Below are 17239 nucleotides of genomic sequence, written 5' to 3'. Positions count from 1 at the left end.
GGCCACTTTCACGCCATTCCCTTACTAATCTGAACATTTCTTCTGACTGATCCATTTTGATTGGTTTTTAAGTCAAAAGTAAAAACCGCGGTTCTCCTAAGAAATATGTGGTTCATAGGCCGCTTACAGATCGCTAAACCCGTTGATAACCTCGGGCTGTTGTTTGAAAGTTTCAACAGCATTGACCATACCGAAAACTTTGATGATCCTTTTCACTTTATTTAGATCTCCTATCTCTTTTTTTAATGCACCAAGTACCGCAATACCAGCCAGCCTGGCAGCAGCCTTGCCTTCACTAACTGTCAAGTCCTTTCCTACTTTTCCAGTTATTTGCCCCCCTGCTGGTTTATCGGGGCCATGACCGGATAGAAAAACCAGATTTCCAACCGTTACTGCGGTTAGAAGACTACCTGTAGTTTGCGATGGGGCAAGTAGTTTTATTCCCATTTTATTTAATTGTAGTTCTATATCCCTCTTTGCCGCTTGTGCAGACACGTGCCTTACATTGAAAAGAGCGCATATTATCAAGATTATGAATTTTATATTTCTCATTATTGATTACTTTATCACCACTTTGAACAACTCTGTCCTTAAACCGGGGTTAGAGATTAGAAGATTATATATAAAAGAATTATTACGATTGTCCAGATAATCGTGGTAATAATCTCTGACGTGTTTACTTTTGATGGATTATAATTTCTTATCTTTTTCATAGCCGCTGCCAGCTTGATTTTACTAAGATTCTAAATTTTAGACTTGCTGCTGACCAGTCGTAGCTTTGGGCATCCCGCCAGAAAAGAATTTTGACTTAATGAACTGCCATGCGATTGGCAGTATGGATAATGCAATGATAGCCAATACCACTTTTTCAAAATTATCCCGGACTACCGGTATATTTCCAAGAAAATAACCGGCAAAAGTCAGGCTTAGCACCCACAGGACGGCTCCAATGATATTGAACTTGAAAAAAATACGATAATTCATTGAGGCAATACCTGCCAGGAATGGTGCAAGCGTCCGGACAATGGGTACAAACCGGGCAATGATGACCGTTGAAGGACCATATTTCTCATAAAAGCTTTGGGTATGGGCAAGATGCTCAGATTTTATGAGTGCTCTACCCATGAGCCTGAATTGTAAGAGCTTGTCCCCAAAGTATTTCCCGAATAGGTAGTTACAGGTATCTCCAAGTATGGCTGCTGCCAGCAGCAAGATAACAACAAGCCAGATGTTAAGGGACTCAGGGTATTTGGCTGCCATCATACCAGCGGCAAATAGCAATGAATCGCCTGGCAAAAAAGGCATGAATACAACACCTGTTTCAATAAAAATGATCATAAAGAGTATGATATAGGTCAGTGCCCCATAGTCCTGTATGATTTGTCCAAGATGCTTGTCCAGGTGAACAAACAGATCGACGAATTGGTCAAAAATTCCCACTGTAATTATATTTTTTAAATATTTATAGTCAAAAGACAAAAAGATATGTAAAGGATTATGAACGTAAAGGCACAGATTATCACATAGCAGATTTCCAGAGCTGTTCTTTGTTGTTGATTTTCCATAATTGCTTTGCTTGTACTTTATTAACTCAGCTGCCCCAAAAAGGTCCCAGTTCTATTACAGGCCGTCATCTTCTACCTGGGTGACATCCAATATTTCGAATTTTTTCATACCTGCGGGCATTTTCCATTCTACGGTTTCACCCTTACACAAGCCTATCAAAGCAGCCCCCATCGGGGTTAGAACTGAGATTTTCCTGTGTTTAAAATCCGCAAAGGCGGGCATGACGATCGAGAATTCCATTTCCTGGTTGCTGGTTAATTCTCTTACCTTCACATGTGAGTTCAGACGAATGCTATCGGCGGGCAATTCGCCGTCTTCAACAATGATGGCGCGGTTTAATTCGTAAGACGGCGACATTTCATTTGCATTCGGACTACCTGGGAAATTTTCTGCAAACTGTTTCAACATGCGGAAATCTTCCTGGCCAAGTATGACCTGATTTTTCTTGTTACTCATATCATTTTATTCGGAATATTAATGTATTGATTTTAATTTAGTTGACTATTTAAAGGCCTGACATCCACAATCTCAAAGCACTTGGAATTGCCATTGATCTCCCTTTCAACCTTTTCTGTCTTGGATAGCCCTATAAATGCAGCGCCCCACGGATCCAGAAATGAAATCCGTTTTTTTTCCAGGTCAGCGCTTTCAGGATGAACAATACTGAATTCCCGTACCCTGTTACTTGGCCACTCCTTAACTTTTATGGTGGAGTTTAACCGTACACAGTTTTTAGGTAAGATTTCATCGTCTACAACTATGGCTGAGCGAAGCTCACATAATAATAACAGAGATCTAAACGACTCATTTTCAGACAAATGTGCCATATAATGTTTTAGGATTCGGAAATCGCTCTTTCCAAGTATGATGGGAGTTTTACCGTGCATTTCTAATAAGTTAATTAGTGTTTTCAATACTTAACCGGGACACGCCACCAGGTTCGGTGGTTGTCCAGGGTCCATGCTTAGGAGAAGATTAATTTATGGCCGGTGTAGAAGACTGTTTTGTATTTGTGACCAAAATCGATGAACGAAAAGGCGCTCCTGACGTGAAACGCCTTCATGTGCCTTTGTCGCACGTCTTAGAATAGACATAAACCGGTTTTTTGCCAACTGGTTGATTTTGATTGGCACATTAAAACAAGCCTGCCGATCGTTTACAGCACCTGTACCAGTAAGCACAATTGCATTCTCAGCCAGAAAATTGGCATATACCAAAAAATCAGCTTGCTGGCTGGTAGCAGGCATACTTTCTTTATCATGAACCCCTTTCTTTTGGAAGATATCTTCCATTTCTGTGAGTACCATCGCTACCGAAGCAGCTCCAATTTTTGAATAAGGCAAATGCATAAGATCTAATAATTATAAAGCAACCTGAATTGTAACCGCATATCCATATGCTTTCACCAAACTATCCTTTCTAAGCAAAAGTGCTTGCTGCCAGTTGATGAAATACTTTCTCGTCGAGCTTGTAGCGGTCATTCAATGTGAGACTGCTGCGTGCATTAAAAAGCGCGTGGTTGACAGCATTGTACATCAGCCAGTAAGATGCATCCGTCTGTAATAGACGCTGCTCATATCTGAGCCTCTCATACGCCTGTTTGGCCAGTTGGACCGGGATGGGCAATGTCTTAAGCATTTTTTCATCGGCCTTGTTTACAAAACCTTTTTGAAAATGTTCGTAGATCGTTGCTGTTAATGTTGTTTGCTGCTGGCTCTGGCCAACCAGCATTTCATACAGCTGCTGTTGAAATAGCTCCGGTGTAAGCCGGCTATGATGTATTTTTCGTACGCCTGGATCCTTTTCTGTATAATTTTTGACCTTAGGGCTACCTTTCAAAGATTTGTTTTTTTCTTTTGAGCTTTCTTTTAGCCAGTACTGATAACTGGATAATTCAATAAACGAGTCAGCCCATCCCATCAGGCCATTTTCGCAAACTGCTCTATACATACTGCTGCCTGGCCTGCTGTGATTGTCGAGCATCGTAGTCATTGTTTGTCCTTGTATGCTGAATGGCGTTTTGCCGTTATAACTGTTTGTTAATATCAGACTGCGCTGCAATCGTTCTCCACCGATAGAGAGTTGCTGGGGAAGAATGATGCTGATACTGAATTCACCCGTAGTGGTATACTTGATTTGCAGCTTGTACTCGTCAAATATTTTATCGACAACCTCTCTGATCAAAACATTTGGGATAATTGCATAATCAGCGCTTTGTATACCGAAAACTGTTTTTTTCCCTCCAGGGGCATGCCCAACTATGAGTTGTTGCCTGTCAGTGGCCATAATATCATAATCAGGCAATATATCTGCCAGCCAAACCGGATTAACCGGATAACAGATATCATCCCAGGAATTAGTCAAGTAAGGTTGAGCGCTAATATATGTCATAATTTGCTTTTGTATTTTTACAGTTGTAAATTTACAGTCATTATTTAATATTACCAAATATCACTCGTGTAATTGATTTTATTGCGGCTTTAATAGGTTCGAGAACGGCCTGTGGCAATTACCAAAATTAAGTGTCAGTTGCTGAGAATATCTGGGAAGAAATTTACCTTAAACAAGGGCCCTTGTTGGGTTAATGCCTAATTATCACGTATGAATTCCTAAATCCTGTTTTAAGCCTGGCGGATGTTTTTGCAGAAGCCAGGCTATTTTATTAATCAAATAAAGAGAATCAGATGAAATGGTCTTTTGTAATACGTCAGAAAGTAAAGATTGCGACGCTATTATCCGGCATACTAGTAATCATTATGCTTGCTTCGCTGAGTATGAACCAGGCGATACAGGATATGGATCGGAGTTTGGAATCTGTATTTGTTGACCGGTTGCAACCAGCGGTTGATCTCGTGTTTTTGAGTGAACGACTACACCACAGGCGTATGGTGATGCATGAGTATTTGACAGGCTCAATGCCCTTTTATGACGCAGAAGCAGTTGAATCCCTACATAAAGATAATTCTGAAAGCGATCGTCTGATCAGTTGCTTTGAGAAAACATTACTAATTCCTATGGAAGTTGAAAAACTGGCCTATTTTAAAGGTCGGATGAAAGCTTACCGGCTCCTTGAAAATTCTGTTTTAGAACTTGTCAATAATAATCACCAGGATCAAGCCCGGCATTTGTTTGAGCAGCAGGGTGGGGCCATTTTTCAAGAAGGTGTAATTACTCTTCACTCCATTGCGCAAATACAGTCTGACACAGGTAGAAAAGCGGTAAAAAGTGCCCACAGTCAAGCTGCGGGTGGACTGATCAACACTTTTCTTTTAATTGCGGTTTGTATTACAATAGCATTGGTCATTTTAGGCCTGCTGAGAAGCGATAGCACAACAAACCAAAATTCGGAGATGTTTCATTTAAATTAACTTTCGGAAATACCAATAAGGAATTCAGTTTGCCCATCTCAGTTACCCCTGTAAGTAGAATAACCGTAAGCAGAGAGTGTGATTGGTACGTGATAATGTTTGTTGTCTTTAATTTCAAAGACAACTTCGATAAACGGATAAAAACTTTCTATGTTCTGGTTTTTAAAATAATCTGCTGTTAAGAAGGTTAATTTGTAAATTCCCTCATTAGATCTTTCATTGCTAAGAAAGTCTGGGATCCGACCATTGGCATCCGTTACTTTTTCCTCTATTATCGACCATGCTTTTTTATTCGTTTCTAACTTCTCAAGCCGGATACGTACATTTGATGCAGGCATACCTTTAGAAATATCAAGGATATGACTTGATAACTGGAACGTTTTCGACTGGGAGTAGGCCAACGTAGTACTCAGGATTAGGCCTAGGGCAAGAATTAAATGTTTCATCTGTATTAAAGTTAATTAGGTTGTGTAAATATTCCCGCTTCCTGAATGCCAGCGGATTTTGCGATTAAATCGTCATTCTCAGGACTACCACCACCTGCAACGCCAATAGCCCCGATCAGCTTACCTTCAAACCACAGAGGGCAGCCACCTCCAAGCAGCAGGAGTTCGGGAAGGCTGGCCAGATTTTCAGTATCAGGATTGGATCTGGCACTTCTGGATAAACCTAAGGTGGGGGTTCTTGTCGAAACTGAGGTATACGCCTTTCTTCTGGATGCTTCCGTATTGTGGGGCCCAACGTTTTCATGGCGGCTGATCAGAATCACCTGACCTGCTGCATCCAAAATAGAAATGGTTACGGATTTGCCCATATCGCTTGCGCAAACTCTTGCTTGTTTTGCAAGTGCCATGGCAGCGTCTAGTGTCAACTGATAGGAGGATCTGAGATAGGGAGTTGTTTGAGCAGAAACTTCTTTACCGGAATTGACCGTCTGCGCAATCAAAACATTTGGCAATAAATAAGTTAGTATTAACAGTTTGATTTTCATTGTAATTTTTTTCACAAAACTACAATCTGGATCTTTCGTAAGTGTTGCTTTATGTCAACGTTTTTAAAGTCTTGATTTTGTCCGGCTTAGTGTAGATGGAGAAATTCCCAGGTAGGAAGCGGCCATCTTGTTGGATACCCGAACCAAGAATTTAGGCTGTGATTCGATCACCCATTTTACTTTTTCAAGCGCATCAAACCCCTGAAACCCATAGATACGCTTTTGAGCATTCACAAATCCTATTTCGAGAATTTCCCTGTAAATGTGACTGAACTTAGCTGTAGTGTCCACAAGGTCAAAAAAATCCTTCCGGGAAATTGCAAGCAGTTCTGACTTTTCAATGGCCTGCAAATACTCTAAAGCAGGCTTTTGGTCTATAAAACTTGGAAGAGCAGTAGCAAACATGCCTTCAAATGCAAAATAACGGGATGTTTCAATTCCTGCATTGTTTACTGTAAAGAGCCGTAGAGAGCCCGTATTAATAAAATAGTAAGCTCTGCAAATCTCACTATAATTTATTAGAACTTGTTTGCGAGAAACTTTTAAGGGTTGAAAACATGAGAGAATTCTTTGTAACTTTTCTTGATCAATCTCATTTCTCTGCATTAAATAAAATGCAAGAGGCTGATATATTTTCGGTAGTGCGTTTATAAATTGTATCATTCGGTTAAATTAAAATAAAGGATAGCGTCGGCTGACCGCGAAAACCGTCATAGACTTCGAGTGCATCAAAAAGTGTGGGAGATCATGCCGCTTCTTGGATTATATCAGGATCCTTCACTGATTTGATCTGTCTGAAATCCGGATACATCTTTCGAAAAATATCTTCCCATTCGTTATTCAATACTTTTGTGCGGACTTGAAGCAGTAAGTGTGCGCCTTTTTTTGTCCATTGCATGGACTGTTTTTTAGAAAACCGTTTAGAAATTACATAATTGACCGTGGATTCCACAAAGCTGGTCGAAATAACTTCGCCGTAATTGTACCGCTCGGCGTAATTGACAATAAAATTTTGGTTGTTGGCAATGTATTTGTCGAAGTCGGTAACGTATGTCTGGAAAGGTTTAATCTTATCATATTTTTTCTTTTGCGCAGCATCTTCCAGGTGATCAGTAAGGTGAAAGTCAAGGTCATCACAGTGCTCAATGGCCCTAATTGCATTACCGTGCCATAAATTCCATTTTATACGGGTCAATAAATGTTGAAAAGCTTCCCTCTTTTTTCATCTACTTTTATCGACCCTAACGCACACTGGTGCAGAACTGTCAACTTCATCGTAATGTGAAACCAATCCAGAATGTGCGTGGATTCCGCATTAAGATAGTTTTGCAGGTTTCGCAAATTATCGGCACCATCAGAGAAAAATTCAATTTGTTGATGTGGCTGCATCCCCTGTGATGTCAGATGGTTATACAACCGGCGTTTCGATTTCAAATCATAGGATCCAACGAATGCAAAGCACTTGGCAGGTTTTTCAGCCGGAATCGATTTGCCAGCGATTACTTCAAAAATGCTCTTTTTATCTTTCCAGTCCCGGACATAACCACCGTCAATCCCTACAACTATTGTTCTTTCCGGCCTTGGTAATGCCTGCCGCTGGTTTATGCTACCACAATCATACATCCACTGTTCTTCTCCAACCTCTTGTTCCTGGGCCAAGGCCAAACCATATAGATGGTTCTGTATCGTTGTCGCGTTAATCGTTTCCGCAACCGGCAGGACTTCTTTCAATAAATTTGCCGTCTTTTCAAAAGGAATTAAACTCGCCCATTTGGTTTCAAGAAACAACAGTTCAGGGGTAGTATGGTTTGGAAGCAGTTCATTCAGAGGACTGAATGTTTTTTTATCTTCTCCGTAATACCTGGGGCTTTCAAAAGAGATATCGCCGAAAAGTGTTTTGAGTTTAACCGTATAGTTTCCTTTTCTGCGAAATTTTTGCAGCCCTTTGCCTTTGATAAATGCAGCCAGTTGCTTTTCTACGATGGATTGTTGAAGGTTTTTCAATAATTGCTTTGATTCGCAAAGGTTCATTCCAATGCTTTCAAAAGTGTCAAATGGCTTATCAAAGGAGAAAATTTCATCAATGCAAGCAGCTGCGGTTTCATTTTCTCCGGGTTCAGATACTAACTGTAGTTTGAATTTCATGACTGTTAAGGTTATCAGGAAATGTAATCTTTGACTTTTCTTACCGTATTGATAGAGGTATCGCAAATTTTAGCGGTTTTACGCGCACTGATACCCAAACGTATATTCCGAACCACCGAGGGATACTTTTTCAAAAAGGCTGCCTTATCCTCGCTGGATCCATCAGGCCGGCCCAAGCGTTTACCTTTCCGGCGTGCTTCTTCCATTCCTGACAGGATGCGTTCCCGTAATGTTTCCCGTTCCATCCTTGCAAATTCGGCCAACAGGGTAAACATAAATTGAGCAATGGGGTTTCTCTTGCCGTTTTTTAAAGTTTCAATACCAAAATTCCGAACATACACACTGATTTGAAGTTTAGTAAGTTCCTCCAATACGTTTAAAACTTCAACCGTCGAGCGTCCCAAACGGGAAACTTCCTGGACCAGGACCGTGTTGATCTCGCGTTTACGTGCCATGGTCAGCAGCTCCTGCAATCCATCACGCTCCTGGTTATACTTTGCACCGCTTACTTTCTCAGCTATTTCTGCCACGATCGTAGACTCTGGGTTTGGGCCACCACCCCCAGGTCCTCTATCTGCCGTTGATAATCCTGTTTTCTCTTTGATACCCGGACGAAAATCACTCCGTTTTCCATCACACCAAGTTACAAACTATAATCAAACCTAACCACTAGGTTTTATTGATACAGAAAGTGCTATCCTTAATCATCAAAATAAGCATCGTAACCGCCCAGGGTTCTCCAGAATTTACCGTCACCCTTTTTTTGATACAGTTTGGCTAAGGCTTCGTTCATTTTTTTCTTGTCGAAGACTTCACTGCGGTGTTTGAGATACCACCAGGGGGCACTATCCAGATCAAGGTCTGGAACTTCTCCATTCTCAATACTTTCGAAGACGTTTGATAAGGTTTCCTGGATCCAGCTGAACTGACCTATCAAAGCATCCTGACATGCATAAGGTCCGCCGACATCTTCCGGAGGGCAAGCCCTTCTACCAGCAGTGCAAATTGGATGGTGATACCCCGGCCTGGCATTCTCAACCTTCTTAATACGGATTTCGTGTTTCCAGTAATCGCCAAAATCATAAACATAGGAAAACTTATCACCAGCCCTCAAACCTAAATCTCCAATGTAAATCTCACTGGGATCGTCACAATAATAGGTACCGCCTTCATAAGCAATTCCATATTCCACTCCCCAAATATGAAAAACGTGTAAATGCTGGTTTTCCCAGCTATCATCATCTGTATCAAATGATGCAGCTCTGCAATATTTGTATTGCCGTCAATCACAAAACGTCGGTAGATCATCGGCGAAATATTCAGGATGTATACCTTCAAATGATAAACTGCACTTCTGGGGTCAATAGCTACCGGTTGGACTACATTTTTTGCTTTCATGACAAGGTGGGGGCCGCCAAGGTTTTCAAATCCATCTCAAGTTACCAAAGAATCAATTGCCCCACACTTTTGATGCTCTCTAGCATTGAGATTTGTAGTATTTAATCTATATAATGTCAAAATAGGTCTATAATTATTTTAATTAGTTTATACATTATTTAAATAATTAAATATATTTGTAACTCTTATTTACTCTTCAATTACTAGCTATGGAAAACTTTAAACATAAATTATGGGTATCATTCTTTTTAGTTATGTCAGGATCTCAAATCATATTATCAAGTTGTGATGAAAAACTAGACCATGTTGATGCTGTCGGACAAATTATTAAAGAAGATTTTTGTTCATTCAATGGTAAAAAAGCGTACGTTGTGGATTTAGATATGACTACGACTATCGCACCTAAAGAAATAGATATTAACTTAACTTCTGATACTATCGGTGGAGTTAGATATAATAATTTGATAAGGGTAATCGCGAATTTTGAGGCTCCCGATTCTCTTCTTTACAAATATCAGCTTAGGTGTAATTTAAAGCCGGTCAGCGAAAAATGTCCCGATTCAAGATTCAAAATAGAATCTTTTGAATCCATTGGAGAATTCGGATTTTCAAAAGTCAAATAATTAACTTAATCTCAATTAGCAATGAAAACAAAACCTCTATCATTTATTTTAATTGTCATTTTGACAATTTTAATCAGATTTTCTGTATTTTCTCAACCAAACGTTGCGTGTAAATTTGATAATTATCAGGTTGAAGTTTTATCAAATGCCGTTTGTAAAATAAGTGTCACAAAAGCAAATGGTGACAATTCGACTTGCAGTGGGATACTCATTAATAACGAAGGCCAAGATAGAAAACCATATGTATTAACAGCAAGACATTGTATTACAAATAGTGGCCTAGACGTAAATTTAACAGATAGTGAAAAAACAGCTGTTGAAAATTCAGCTCAGTTTACTTTTAGACTTCGTAAAAAGGATTGCGAAGGTATTATTGATGAGCAAACTGTCACATACCAAAAAGCAATTTTTCGTGCTGCACATTTTTATACAGATTTTGCACTTTTGGAAATAGCACCTGAAAATTTACCTTTAGCACCTGATTTAAATTATGCAGGAAGGAGTAGATTAAGTGAATCTTCTGGAAGCTTGACAAGCATTGCACATCCAAATGGTGATCCTCAGAAATATGGGAGGGGCCATAAAGCAACGGCACAATCCTTAGATCCTTGGAAATATACAATTACTTGGGATGAAGGTAATGGAATTGCTGATAATGGAGCCTCCGGTGGCCCATTATTTAGTGAGTACGGCAGGGTTATAGGCATGTTATCAAATGGAAATCCTGGCGGACAAGGAGATTATGGGAAAGTATCAACTGCTTGGAATAGTAATTCTGATAATGCAAAACAACTAAAACACTGGTTATCTCCAAATCAAGATCTAGGAAACATGGGAACATTAATTCCGATGGAACAGGGCCCTGTTAGTAATATTTGTAATAATAATACACGCACATCTACTTTACCAAATCTTGGACCTGGGCAGAGTGTGACTTGGTCAGTAACTCCTGGTCTATCAATTGTAAGCAGCACTTCGAATAGTGTCACAGTAACATCCACTTCGGGCCAATATGGAGTTGGTCAAATAAAAGCAACTTACGGGCCAACCACCCGTACCAAAGACGTATATTATGGTACGCCTGATGTTAGTAATATAAAATATGATAATGGTCTAAATGCCAGTAATTATAACTACGTTACTCCTAATACCTATCATAATATAAAATTAGATGTGCAGAAATTAACTATGGCTAATGTAACAGGTTATGTAGACTGGCATCCTAGTTCAAGCTATGGGTATTCGACTGGACAATATTTTTCTGAATACCTAGTTAGCCTTCCAGCAGGACAAGTAATACAATTTAATCCTATTTCGGTAACCAATTCTTGCGGTACTTCTAACCGATCAATGGTATTTGCAGCTTACTCTGGATTTTCAATATACCCCAATCCAGTTAGTGATGTTTTATCTGTCCGATTTGATAACACGGAATATTTAGAAACATTGCCAGAAGAAATCAATTTATATAATGAAAAATCCACAATACCTATTAAAACATTTAATATAAAACAAGTTTATAATAGTAAGCTCTTTAAAGATAATAACTTAGCTATCGATGTTAAAGACCTTCCAAGAGGTCACTATTTTTTACACATTACGCCTAACAAATTAGACAAAAAAAACATAGATAAAATACGAGTGGTGCTAAAATAAACAAGCCAAAATACTTGATGAGTAAAACTATTCTTCTATAATATTCAGCATGTTTTATTTCTGAATTCACATATCGACTAGCAAACAAACCTCCTTCAGCTCTATGAAATGAGGGTTGTTACTTTGGAAGGTAGGAATAAAAAATCTAGTTTTTTTTCTTAAAAATCCTTTTACACCAATGTCGGATTAATAATTCTATAACATCAAATTAATCATCACTCCAAATAATTCTATCATTTTCAATCATTCTTAATCTTCTAATTTCTGAACAACATATAAATTTATAAAGCAGTAAGCAATTAATAGCATATTGTTATCGTAGATTCTCATTAGTTCGTGCTTTGATAATTTACAACTAACATGTTAAAACTATGTGGGAAAAGAATTGGGAAATTATAAATGGAAACGAGGCAAAACAGTGAGGACAGGGAAAAACTCTCAAAGTTCGAAACCTTTCTGATCCAGGTATTATCGGTTGTTTAAAAGAACTTCACGAAAAGGACCTAAATAATACTGAGCGCAGATTTCGAATGCAGCAAGAAGCAGCTACCCTACAAGCTTTGGAAGGTAATGGAGGAAGTGCAAAAGAAAAAATATGGTAGGATTAAACCCTTCCAGGCATACGTTACCGATTTCGACAAAAACATCTCGAATAACCAGAATTTTATTGCCAATTACGCCGAGCGGTATCATTACGGCGAAGTTATTTCAACCAGCTTTGTAGAATACACGGTCAATTATGTAATTGCTAAACGGCTTTCTAAAAACAGTCCATGCAGTGGACTAAAAAAGGTGCACACTTACTGCTTCAAGTCCGGAAGAAAGTATTGAACAACGAATGGGAAGATGTTTTTCGAAAGATGTATCCAGATTTTAGGCCGATCAAATCAGTGAAAGATCCTGATATCATCCAGGAGGCGGCATGAGGTTCCCACACATTTTGATGCGCTCTCAAAATGAGTGCATCAAAATGTGTGGGAGATTCAGATTCCGTTCTGACTGATATCCGCTTGAGTAATGCTTTCTGTTTTGATAACAAGTCATTTAAAACCTTTGCAGGGGATCAAAAATCAATTGCCCCACACTTTTTGATGCACTCCAATCTTATTCAAGAGCGTACAATGACTGGTTTATCAGCTGCCCGTGCACGTGGACGGCTGGGTGGACGCCCCAAAATACTCAATGCAGATAAGCAGCAACTAGCCGTTCAACTTTATGAAGCTAAAAAGACGTCGGTCAAAATAGTATGTGAGATGCTCGAAATTAGCAAACCCACTCTTTACGCATATATAAGGGCAAACGCAAAACGGTAGTTTACCCTCTTTTAAGGTTAAAAGGGAAATCCGCCAAAGTATGGATTATATTATTTCAAATGGAAAATGTATACTATTAACGATTAAAACATTATCTTTCAAAATATTACCTTACCACTACTTTCCAAGAACATGTATATCAGATTAAATTATGATTTTGATATACATGTTTACAGGTATGTCAAAATTGCTTAAATATTTCGGCTGTTATAAGGCTAGTTGAATCAACCTATTTGCATGCTAGTCATAGGCACGTCAAATATGTATCTCAATTCTTGCAGTGCTGCGCGGATGCGTGACTTTACTGTTCCTAGAGGTAAACAAAGACGTTCGGATGTTTCCTGGTGCGTATATCCCTCCAAATAAACCATTTCAACTACTTCTTTTCTCTCGGGAATAAGCTTTTCTAAAACGGTTTTTAGATCTAACGTGGATTGTTCCGGATTAAAAATGGCAGTGGTTTCCAGATCTGAATCTGTAACTACATTCCACTTAATATTGCTTTGAAATTTGCAGTCTACCCTTGTACGGTCTATGGCAGTATTACGTACTACATTAAGCATCCAAGTAAATAAAGTACCTTTTGAGGTATCATAAAGTGCAATATTTTGCCAGATTTTAATAAAAGAATCCTGCATAACATCATGCGCCTTAATCTGATCCCTAGTAATCTTACAGACGATATTATAGAATGCCGGTCCATAATGATCGTAAACATATTCAAATGCACGTTTATCATTAATTTTCAAAAGAGCAATTAACTCTTTTTCAGAATAGAAGGAGTTTTTTTTAGGCATAAAAGAAGATAGCTTACTATTGAAGGGGAGGTCCTGAAATTTAAGAAAACTTTATTCAGTAATCAGAACACTACTCAATAATTAGACCAGTCATTTATATTGATTTAGCGGGTAATTTTATAATCAATCTATGTGTAGACGCTTCCTAATATATCTCGTTATTTCAAAGCCCCATGGTCAAATTATTATATTTAATTCTGATGTGGCAATTCCTTAACTAAATTAAATGTTTAAACAAAAGGAACTGTTTGAATATCCTGATAAACTCCAGGAACCCTTTTTTTCAAAGTTGCGCGAAGAAGTTGTGGCTTAACCACAATTCTAGCACCAGTCCAGGTAGAAGCAATCACCATGCCTGCGGCAATAAGAATAATATCTTTTATAATGTACTGAGCCTCTAACGTTGGTGCGTGGAAGGGACCAGAAAAAAGTTCTGACGGGTACAGAAGCAATGGTGACATAGCACCAATCATTTGTAACGCAAGAAGCCAAACCCCCACCCGTAAAAATCTGCCACTTAGAAAACATAATCCGATAATGCATTCTAACGTCGCAACAAAAACCATGGCATTGTGTCCTGAAAATATACCAAAAGTCAAAGAAGTTGTTGTCCGTGTTGCTAGAACTTCAATCGGGCTAATACCATTAAAGAATTTGAGAACACCAAAACCGATAAAAATGATACCCATTGAAAAACGTAAAATAATAATACTGTTTGCAACCAGCCATATGTTAATAATCTTATCGAGTTTTTCAAAGCGGTCAAATAAGCTAGTATTATTATTGATGGTCATAATCCGAATAGTTTAGTTCTCATTTTCAAGAATATACGCCCAGCTAAACCAAAAAGATTGATAAACATGAACTTTATTAAACATAATTAATCTCTACAAATAAATGCTTTGTTAACACAAAACACCCTCTCCCAAATTTAGGAAAGGGTGTAAATACTCATTCTACTTTGCATGTGCAATATTTTGACGGCGGGTTACCGTTGTTTCGTTTCAAAACCGGTAATTAATAAAACCCGAAAGTATAACTGCCCCAGTAACTTTGCCAGTCAGCTTCTGTACTATTTATGTGTGCAGTCATATTAACTGTACTGATCATCCATTTGCCGGTTTTACTAATAGGGAATGTTACTTCGCCAGCAGCATTACTTCGAAGTTTTTGATGAGTGGCTTTTCCGTTTTGAACATGCCAAGCCAATACCAACCCGTTTTTAACCGGCTTTTGCTGGAATAAAATTTTAAAGATGACCGGTGTTTTCTCTGTTACATTGTAGGGATTTGTTTTAGGAATAATCTCCAATTTCATCCCGGTATTTACAGCGAAAGTCTGATCGTTTTTACCCCCCACCTGAACCAGTGTTTTTACACAACGCTGATATAATTCTCTTCCGGTTTTTAAAGTATCACCTTTTTGTAGGCGTAATTTTAAGATTTCATCCAGCCCTTCTGAACGCAGATAATCATTAAACTTTTCACTTTCCAGTCCGATAAACTTGCTCGTGTTATTGAATGCGATCAAATGATTTCCAGGTTTGGAAAAAGCAATATCGAATGTACTCAGGCTATCACCTTTGACAGTTGCACGGATGTCGGTTGGCGTATTGCCACTGTACTGGTCCAGTTTCTGGATTTTGTACTTCAGTCCATTGGAATGTTCTCCCTGGTAGTCCTCACCAACCATCAGATTCACCAGCACCTTTTCATTTTCTTTGAGAATAAACTTCATGGGTTCCAGCCAGAACTCATGTGCATAGCCAAGTGTCCCAATAAGCATTAAACTGGTAAATACAATTGTTTTTCTGTTTTTTATCATGATCAAGTCGCTTTGTAAAATTTAAAAAATATGGTAAGTAACACCTACCCGAAAATTGATAGGATTTCCAAGGGAAGCAACGGTCACTCTTGAGAGCCCTCCATTGTAATAGTGCGCATTGGTCAGGTTGTATAAGTTGAACTGCACGTTAAATTTCTGTGCTTCGTAGTTGGCCATGGCATCCAAAACAGTAGACGACGGTATCACAAAATTCTGTGTTGCCAGGTTTCCTATCTGATCGCTGGTGTATCGGCCACCGATACCAATTCCTACACCTTTAAGAAAACCATGTGTTAGATTATATTTCAGCATGATGTTTCCGATATGTTTTGGTGCATTTACATAACGGAATCCTTCTTTGCCTATGGAGCTCGTTGAGCTCAACGTATGGTCGTTGTAAGCATAGCCGGTAAGGATATTCAGTTTTTTAATATTCCCCTGGACGGTGAGCTCTACTCCCCTACTTCGTGTACCTTTTACTACGGTTTGCTGATTAGGGTTAGTCGTTGTTGGATCTGGTGAGAGTATATTTTTATAATCTATGTTGTACACAGCCACCATAGTCGAAAGGTTCTTCTTAAAGAAATCGCCCTTATAACCCAATTCAAACTGCTCAGACGTTCTTGGCGGAAATGGGCCTCCCGCTCCGCCATTATTGGATAACTGCGGCGCAAATGATTTGTTATAACTACCGTAAAAAGAAACATTGGAAGACGGAAGGTAAACTAACCCAATCCGGGGGACCCAGGCCTTTGCCACAGATTCATCACCTTGTAAATCATCTCGTTTTGACAACGGTGTTTGTTTCAAATGGTAGTGATCATAACGCAAAGAAAACAGTGTTTTGAATTTCTCGCCGAAGCTGATTTGGTCTTGCATGTAACCGCCAATCAAGTCAGTATATTGTTTGTTATCATCGTAATAATCAATTGACGGGTTAACTGGCGGCACATCATTACTATAATCCGGGTGAAGTATAGAGATCCTTGTCGTGGGGGAGCTTCTGTAATCATTTTTGTACCAACCAAAACGATTGTAGTCAAAACCTCCCAGGAAGCTATGTGAGATTTTTCCGGTACTGAGTTTATAATTGGCAAACGCAGTGGTCTGCGCATTGAACTGATCGTAGTCCCAATAAGAGTAGCTCCTGCTAATGGAATCATTACGGATTGCGCCGGATACAAAATGATCTGCGAAATTAAATTTATTCCGGACATACCGCTGCACAATCGAAAATGTAAGATCGTCGCTAACCCGGTGATGCAGTGTTAAAGTTGCAGAGCTATTTTTCGCTTTTCCAAAATCGGAAGGACTTTGAACAGTCAGATTTTTAGAATAATGGTTAAAATCAAATGTACCGTCACCATTATTTTTCACATACACGCCCCGGTCGTATTGCTGTACACTCTTTTCGTAAGCGTAATTGACTTCCAACCTGAGTTCGATTAATAATTGGCAGGAAAAATAGAGTTTAAAATTGGTAAGATTCTACATTCTTTGTATATTTAAGTATCTCACATTCAAATATATAACAGAAATAATCATGAATCTTACCAAG

The 17239-nt window shown here is 38.9% G+C and carries 22 protein-coding genes and 1 pseudogene; 5 read left to right on the top strand and 18 right to left on the bottom strand.

The window, feature by feature from the left end:
• Positions 1-123: 123 nt before the first annotated feature.
• The 6 genes from FZF08_RS31070 to FZF08_RS31045 all read right to left on the bottom strand — a co-directional run bounded on the left by FZF08_RS31070 (position 124) and on the right by FZF08_RS31045 (position 3957).
• Positions 124-447 carry a RidA family protein gene (locus FZF08_RS31070; RefSeq protein ID WP_229216781.1) on the bottom strand — a complete coding sequence of 108 codons (324 nt, stop codon included), beginning with the start codon at positions 445-447 and terminating at the stop codon, positions 124-126.
• 303 nt (positions 448-750) lie between these two features.
• Positions 751-1440, bottom strand: coding sequence for a VTT domain-containing protein (locus FZF08_RS31065; protein ID WP_229216780.1), 690 nt, complete (start codon positions 1438-1440; stop codon positions 751-753).
• Positions 1441-1620: 180 nt separating this feature from the next.
• A complete protein-coding gene (locus tag FZF08_RS31060) occupies positions 1621-2022 on the bottom strand; it encodes a GreA/GreB family elongation factor (RefSeq protein ID WP_159478683.1) in 402 nt (133 codons plus the stop codon).
• A gap of 32 nt (positions 2023-2054) precedes the next feature.
• Positions 2055-2453: a GreA/GreB family elongation factor gene (locus tag FZF08_RS31055; protein ID WP_159478681.1), complete on the bottom strand. Its 399-nt coding sequence runs from the start codon at positions 2451-2453 to the stop codon at positions 2055-2057.
• Between the two features lie 93 nt (positions 2454-2546).
• The gene (locus FZF08_RS31050; protein ID WP_159478679.1) at positions 2547-2915 is read right to left on the bottom strand and encodes a hypothetical protein; all 369 of its coding nucleotides are present in this window, start codon (positions 2913-2915) and stop codon (positions 2547-2549) included.
• A 70-nt stretch (positions 2916-2985) separates the two neighbouring features.
• Positions 2986-3957 (bottom strand): hypothetical protein, encoded by a 972-nt coding sequence (locus FZF08_RS31045; RefSeq protein ID WP_159478677.1) that lies wholly within the window; start codon positions 3955-3957, stop codon positions 2986-2988.
• Between the two features lie 293 nt (positions 3958-4250).
• On the opposite strand from FZF08_RS31045, the gene FZF08_RS31040 reads away from it, so the two are divergent.
• Complete coding sequence (locus FZF08_RS31040; protein WP_159478675.1) at positions 4251-4934, top strand: MCP four helix bundle domain-containing protein; 684 nt, start codon at positions 4251-4253, stop codon at positions 4932-4934.
• 38 nt (positions 4935-4972) lie between these two features.
• On the opposite strand, the gene uraH is transcribed toward FZF08_RS31040, so the two are convergent.
• The 8 genes and pseudogenes from uraH to FZF08_RS32460 form a co-directional block, all read right to left on the bottom strand.
• Complete coding sequence (uraH, locus tag FZF08_RS31035; protein ID WP_159478673.1) at positions 4973-5380, bottom strand: hydroxyisourate hydrolase; 408 nt, start codon at positions 5378-5380, stop codon at positions 4973-4975.
• Positions 5381-5391: 11 nt separating this feature from the next.
• Entirely contained in the window at positions 5392-5925 is a 534-nt protein-coding gene (locus FZF08_RS31030) for a heme-binding protein (RefSeq protein ID WP_159478671.1), read from the bottom strand.
• Positions 5926-5988: 63 nt separating this feature from the next.
• Positions 5989-6588, bottom strand: a complete 600-nt coding sequence (locus FZF08_RS31025) for a Crp/Fnr family transcriptional regulator (RefSeq protein WP_229216779.1) — start codon at positions 6586-6588, stop codon at positions 5989-5991.
• Between the two features lie 82 nt (positions 6589-6670).
• Positions 6671-7120 (bottom strand): hypothetical protein, encoded by a 450-nt coding sequence (locus FZF08_RS31020; protein WP_159478669.1) that lies wholly within the window; start codon positions 7118-7120, stop codon positions 6671-6673.
• On the bottom strand, positions 7117-8070 hold the full coding sequence (locus tag FZF08_RS31015; protein ID WP_159478667.1) for a hypothetical protein: 954 nt from the start codon (positions 8068-8070) through the stop codon (positions 7117-7119). The genes FZF08_RS31020 and FZF08_RS31015 overlap by 4 nt, the downstream gene beginning before the upstream one ends.
• Positions 8071-8084: 14 nt before the next feature.
• Complete coding sequence (locus FZF08_RS31010; RefSeq protein ID WP_159478665.1) at positions 8085-8600, bottom strand: recombinase family protein; 516 nt, start codon at positions 8598-8600, stop codon at positions 8085-8087.
• Between the two features lie 170 nt (positions 8601-8770).
• Positions 8771-9289: pseudogene (locus FZF08_RS31005) on the bottom strand (plasmid pRiA4b ORF-3 family protein); the annotation flags it as partial.
• Complete coding sequence (locus tag FZF08_RS32460) at positions 9187-9468, bottom strand: IS1096 element passenger TnpR family protein (RefSeq protein WP_159478661.1); 282 nt, start codon at positions 9466-9468, stop codon at positions 9187-9189. The gene FZF08_RS32460 and the pseudogene FZF08_RS31005, both read right to left, overlap by 103 nt.
• 209 nt (positions 9469-9677) lie before the next feature.
• Here FZF08_RS32460 and FZF08_RS30995 point away from each other — a divergent pair, with 209 nt between their 5' ends.
• From FZF08_RS30995 to FZF08_RS32200, 4 genes are all read left to right on the top strand, one after another.
• The gene (locus tag FZF08_RS30995; RefSeq protein WP_159478659.1) at positions 9678-10091 is read left to right on the top strand and encodes a hypothetical protein; all 414 of its coding nucleotides are present in this window, start codon (positions 9678-9680) and stop codon (positions 10089-10091) included.
• A gap of 21 nt (positions 10092-10112) precedes the next feature.
• Entirely contained in the window at positions 10113-11747 is a 1635-nt protein-coding gene (locus FZF08_RS30990; protein ID WP_159478657.1) for a trypsin-like peptidase domain-containing protein, read from the top strand.
• Between the two features lie 773 nt (positions 11748-12520).
• Positions 12521-12673, top strand: a complete 153-nt coding sequence (locus FZF08_RS32455) for a hypothetical protein (protein WP_159478655.1) — start codon at positions 12521-12523, stop codon at positions 12671-12673.
• Between the two features lie 30 nt (positions 12674-12703).
• Positions 12704-13060, top strand: a complete 357-nt coding sequence (locus tag FZF08_RS32200; protein ID WP_159478653.1) for a helix-turn-helix domain-containing protein — start codon at positions 12704-12706, stop codon at positions 13058-13060.
• A gap of 224 nt (positions 13061-13284) precedes the next feature.
• Here FZF08_RS32200 and FZF08_RS30975 read toward each other — a convergent pair whose 3' ends face one another.
• The 4 genes from FZF08_RS30975 to FZF08_RS30960 all read right to left on the bottom strand — a co-directional run bounded on the left by FZF08_RS30975 (position 13285) and on the right by FZF08_RS30960 (position 17115).
• A complete protein-coding gene (locus FZF08_RS30975; protein ID WP_159478651.1) occupies positions 13285-13857 on the bottom strand; it encodes an RNA polymerase sigma factor in 573 nt (190 codons plus the stop codon).
• Positions 13858-14087: 230 nt separating this feature from the next.
• The gene (locus FZF08_RS30970; protein WP_159478649.1) at positions 14088-14651 is read right to left on the bottom strand and encodes a DoxX family protein; all 564 of its coding nucleotides are present in this window, start codon (positions 14649-14651) and stop codon (positions 14088-14090) included.
• 223 nt (positions 14652-14874) lie between these two features.
• Positions 14875-15681, bottom strand: coding sequence for a DUF4198 domain-containing protein (locus tag FZF08_RS30965; protein ID WP_159478647.1), 807 nt, complete (start codon positions 15679-15681; stop codon positions 14875-14877).
• A 21-nt stretch (positions 15682-15702) separates the two neighbouring features.
• Entirely contained in the window at positions 15703-17115 is a 1413-nt protein-coding gene (locus tag FZF08_RS30960; RefSeq protein ID WP_229216778.1) for a TonB-dependent siderophore receptor, read from the bottom strand.
• Between the last annotated feature and the right edge of the window lie 124 nt (positions 17116-17239).

It is taken from the genome of Dyadobacter sp. 3J3, assembly GCF_009801115.1.
Classification (GTDB): Bacteria; Bacteroidota; Bacteroidia; order Cytophagales; family Spirosomataceae; genus Dyadobacter.
Note: the sequence above shows the minus strand (reverse complement) of the source record. Positions and strands in the feature narration are given on the sequence as shown.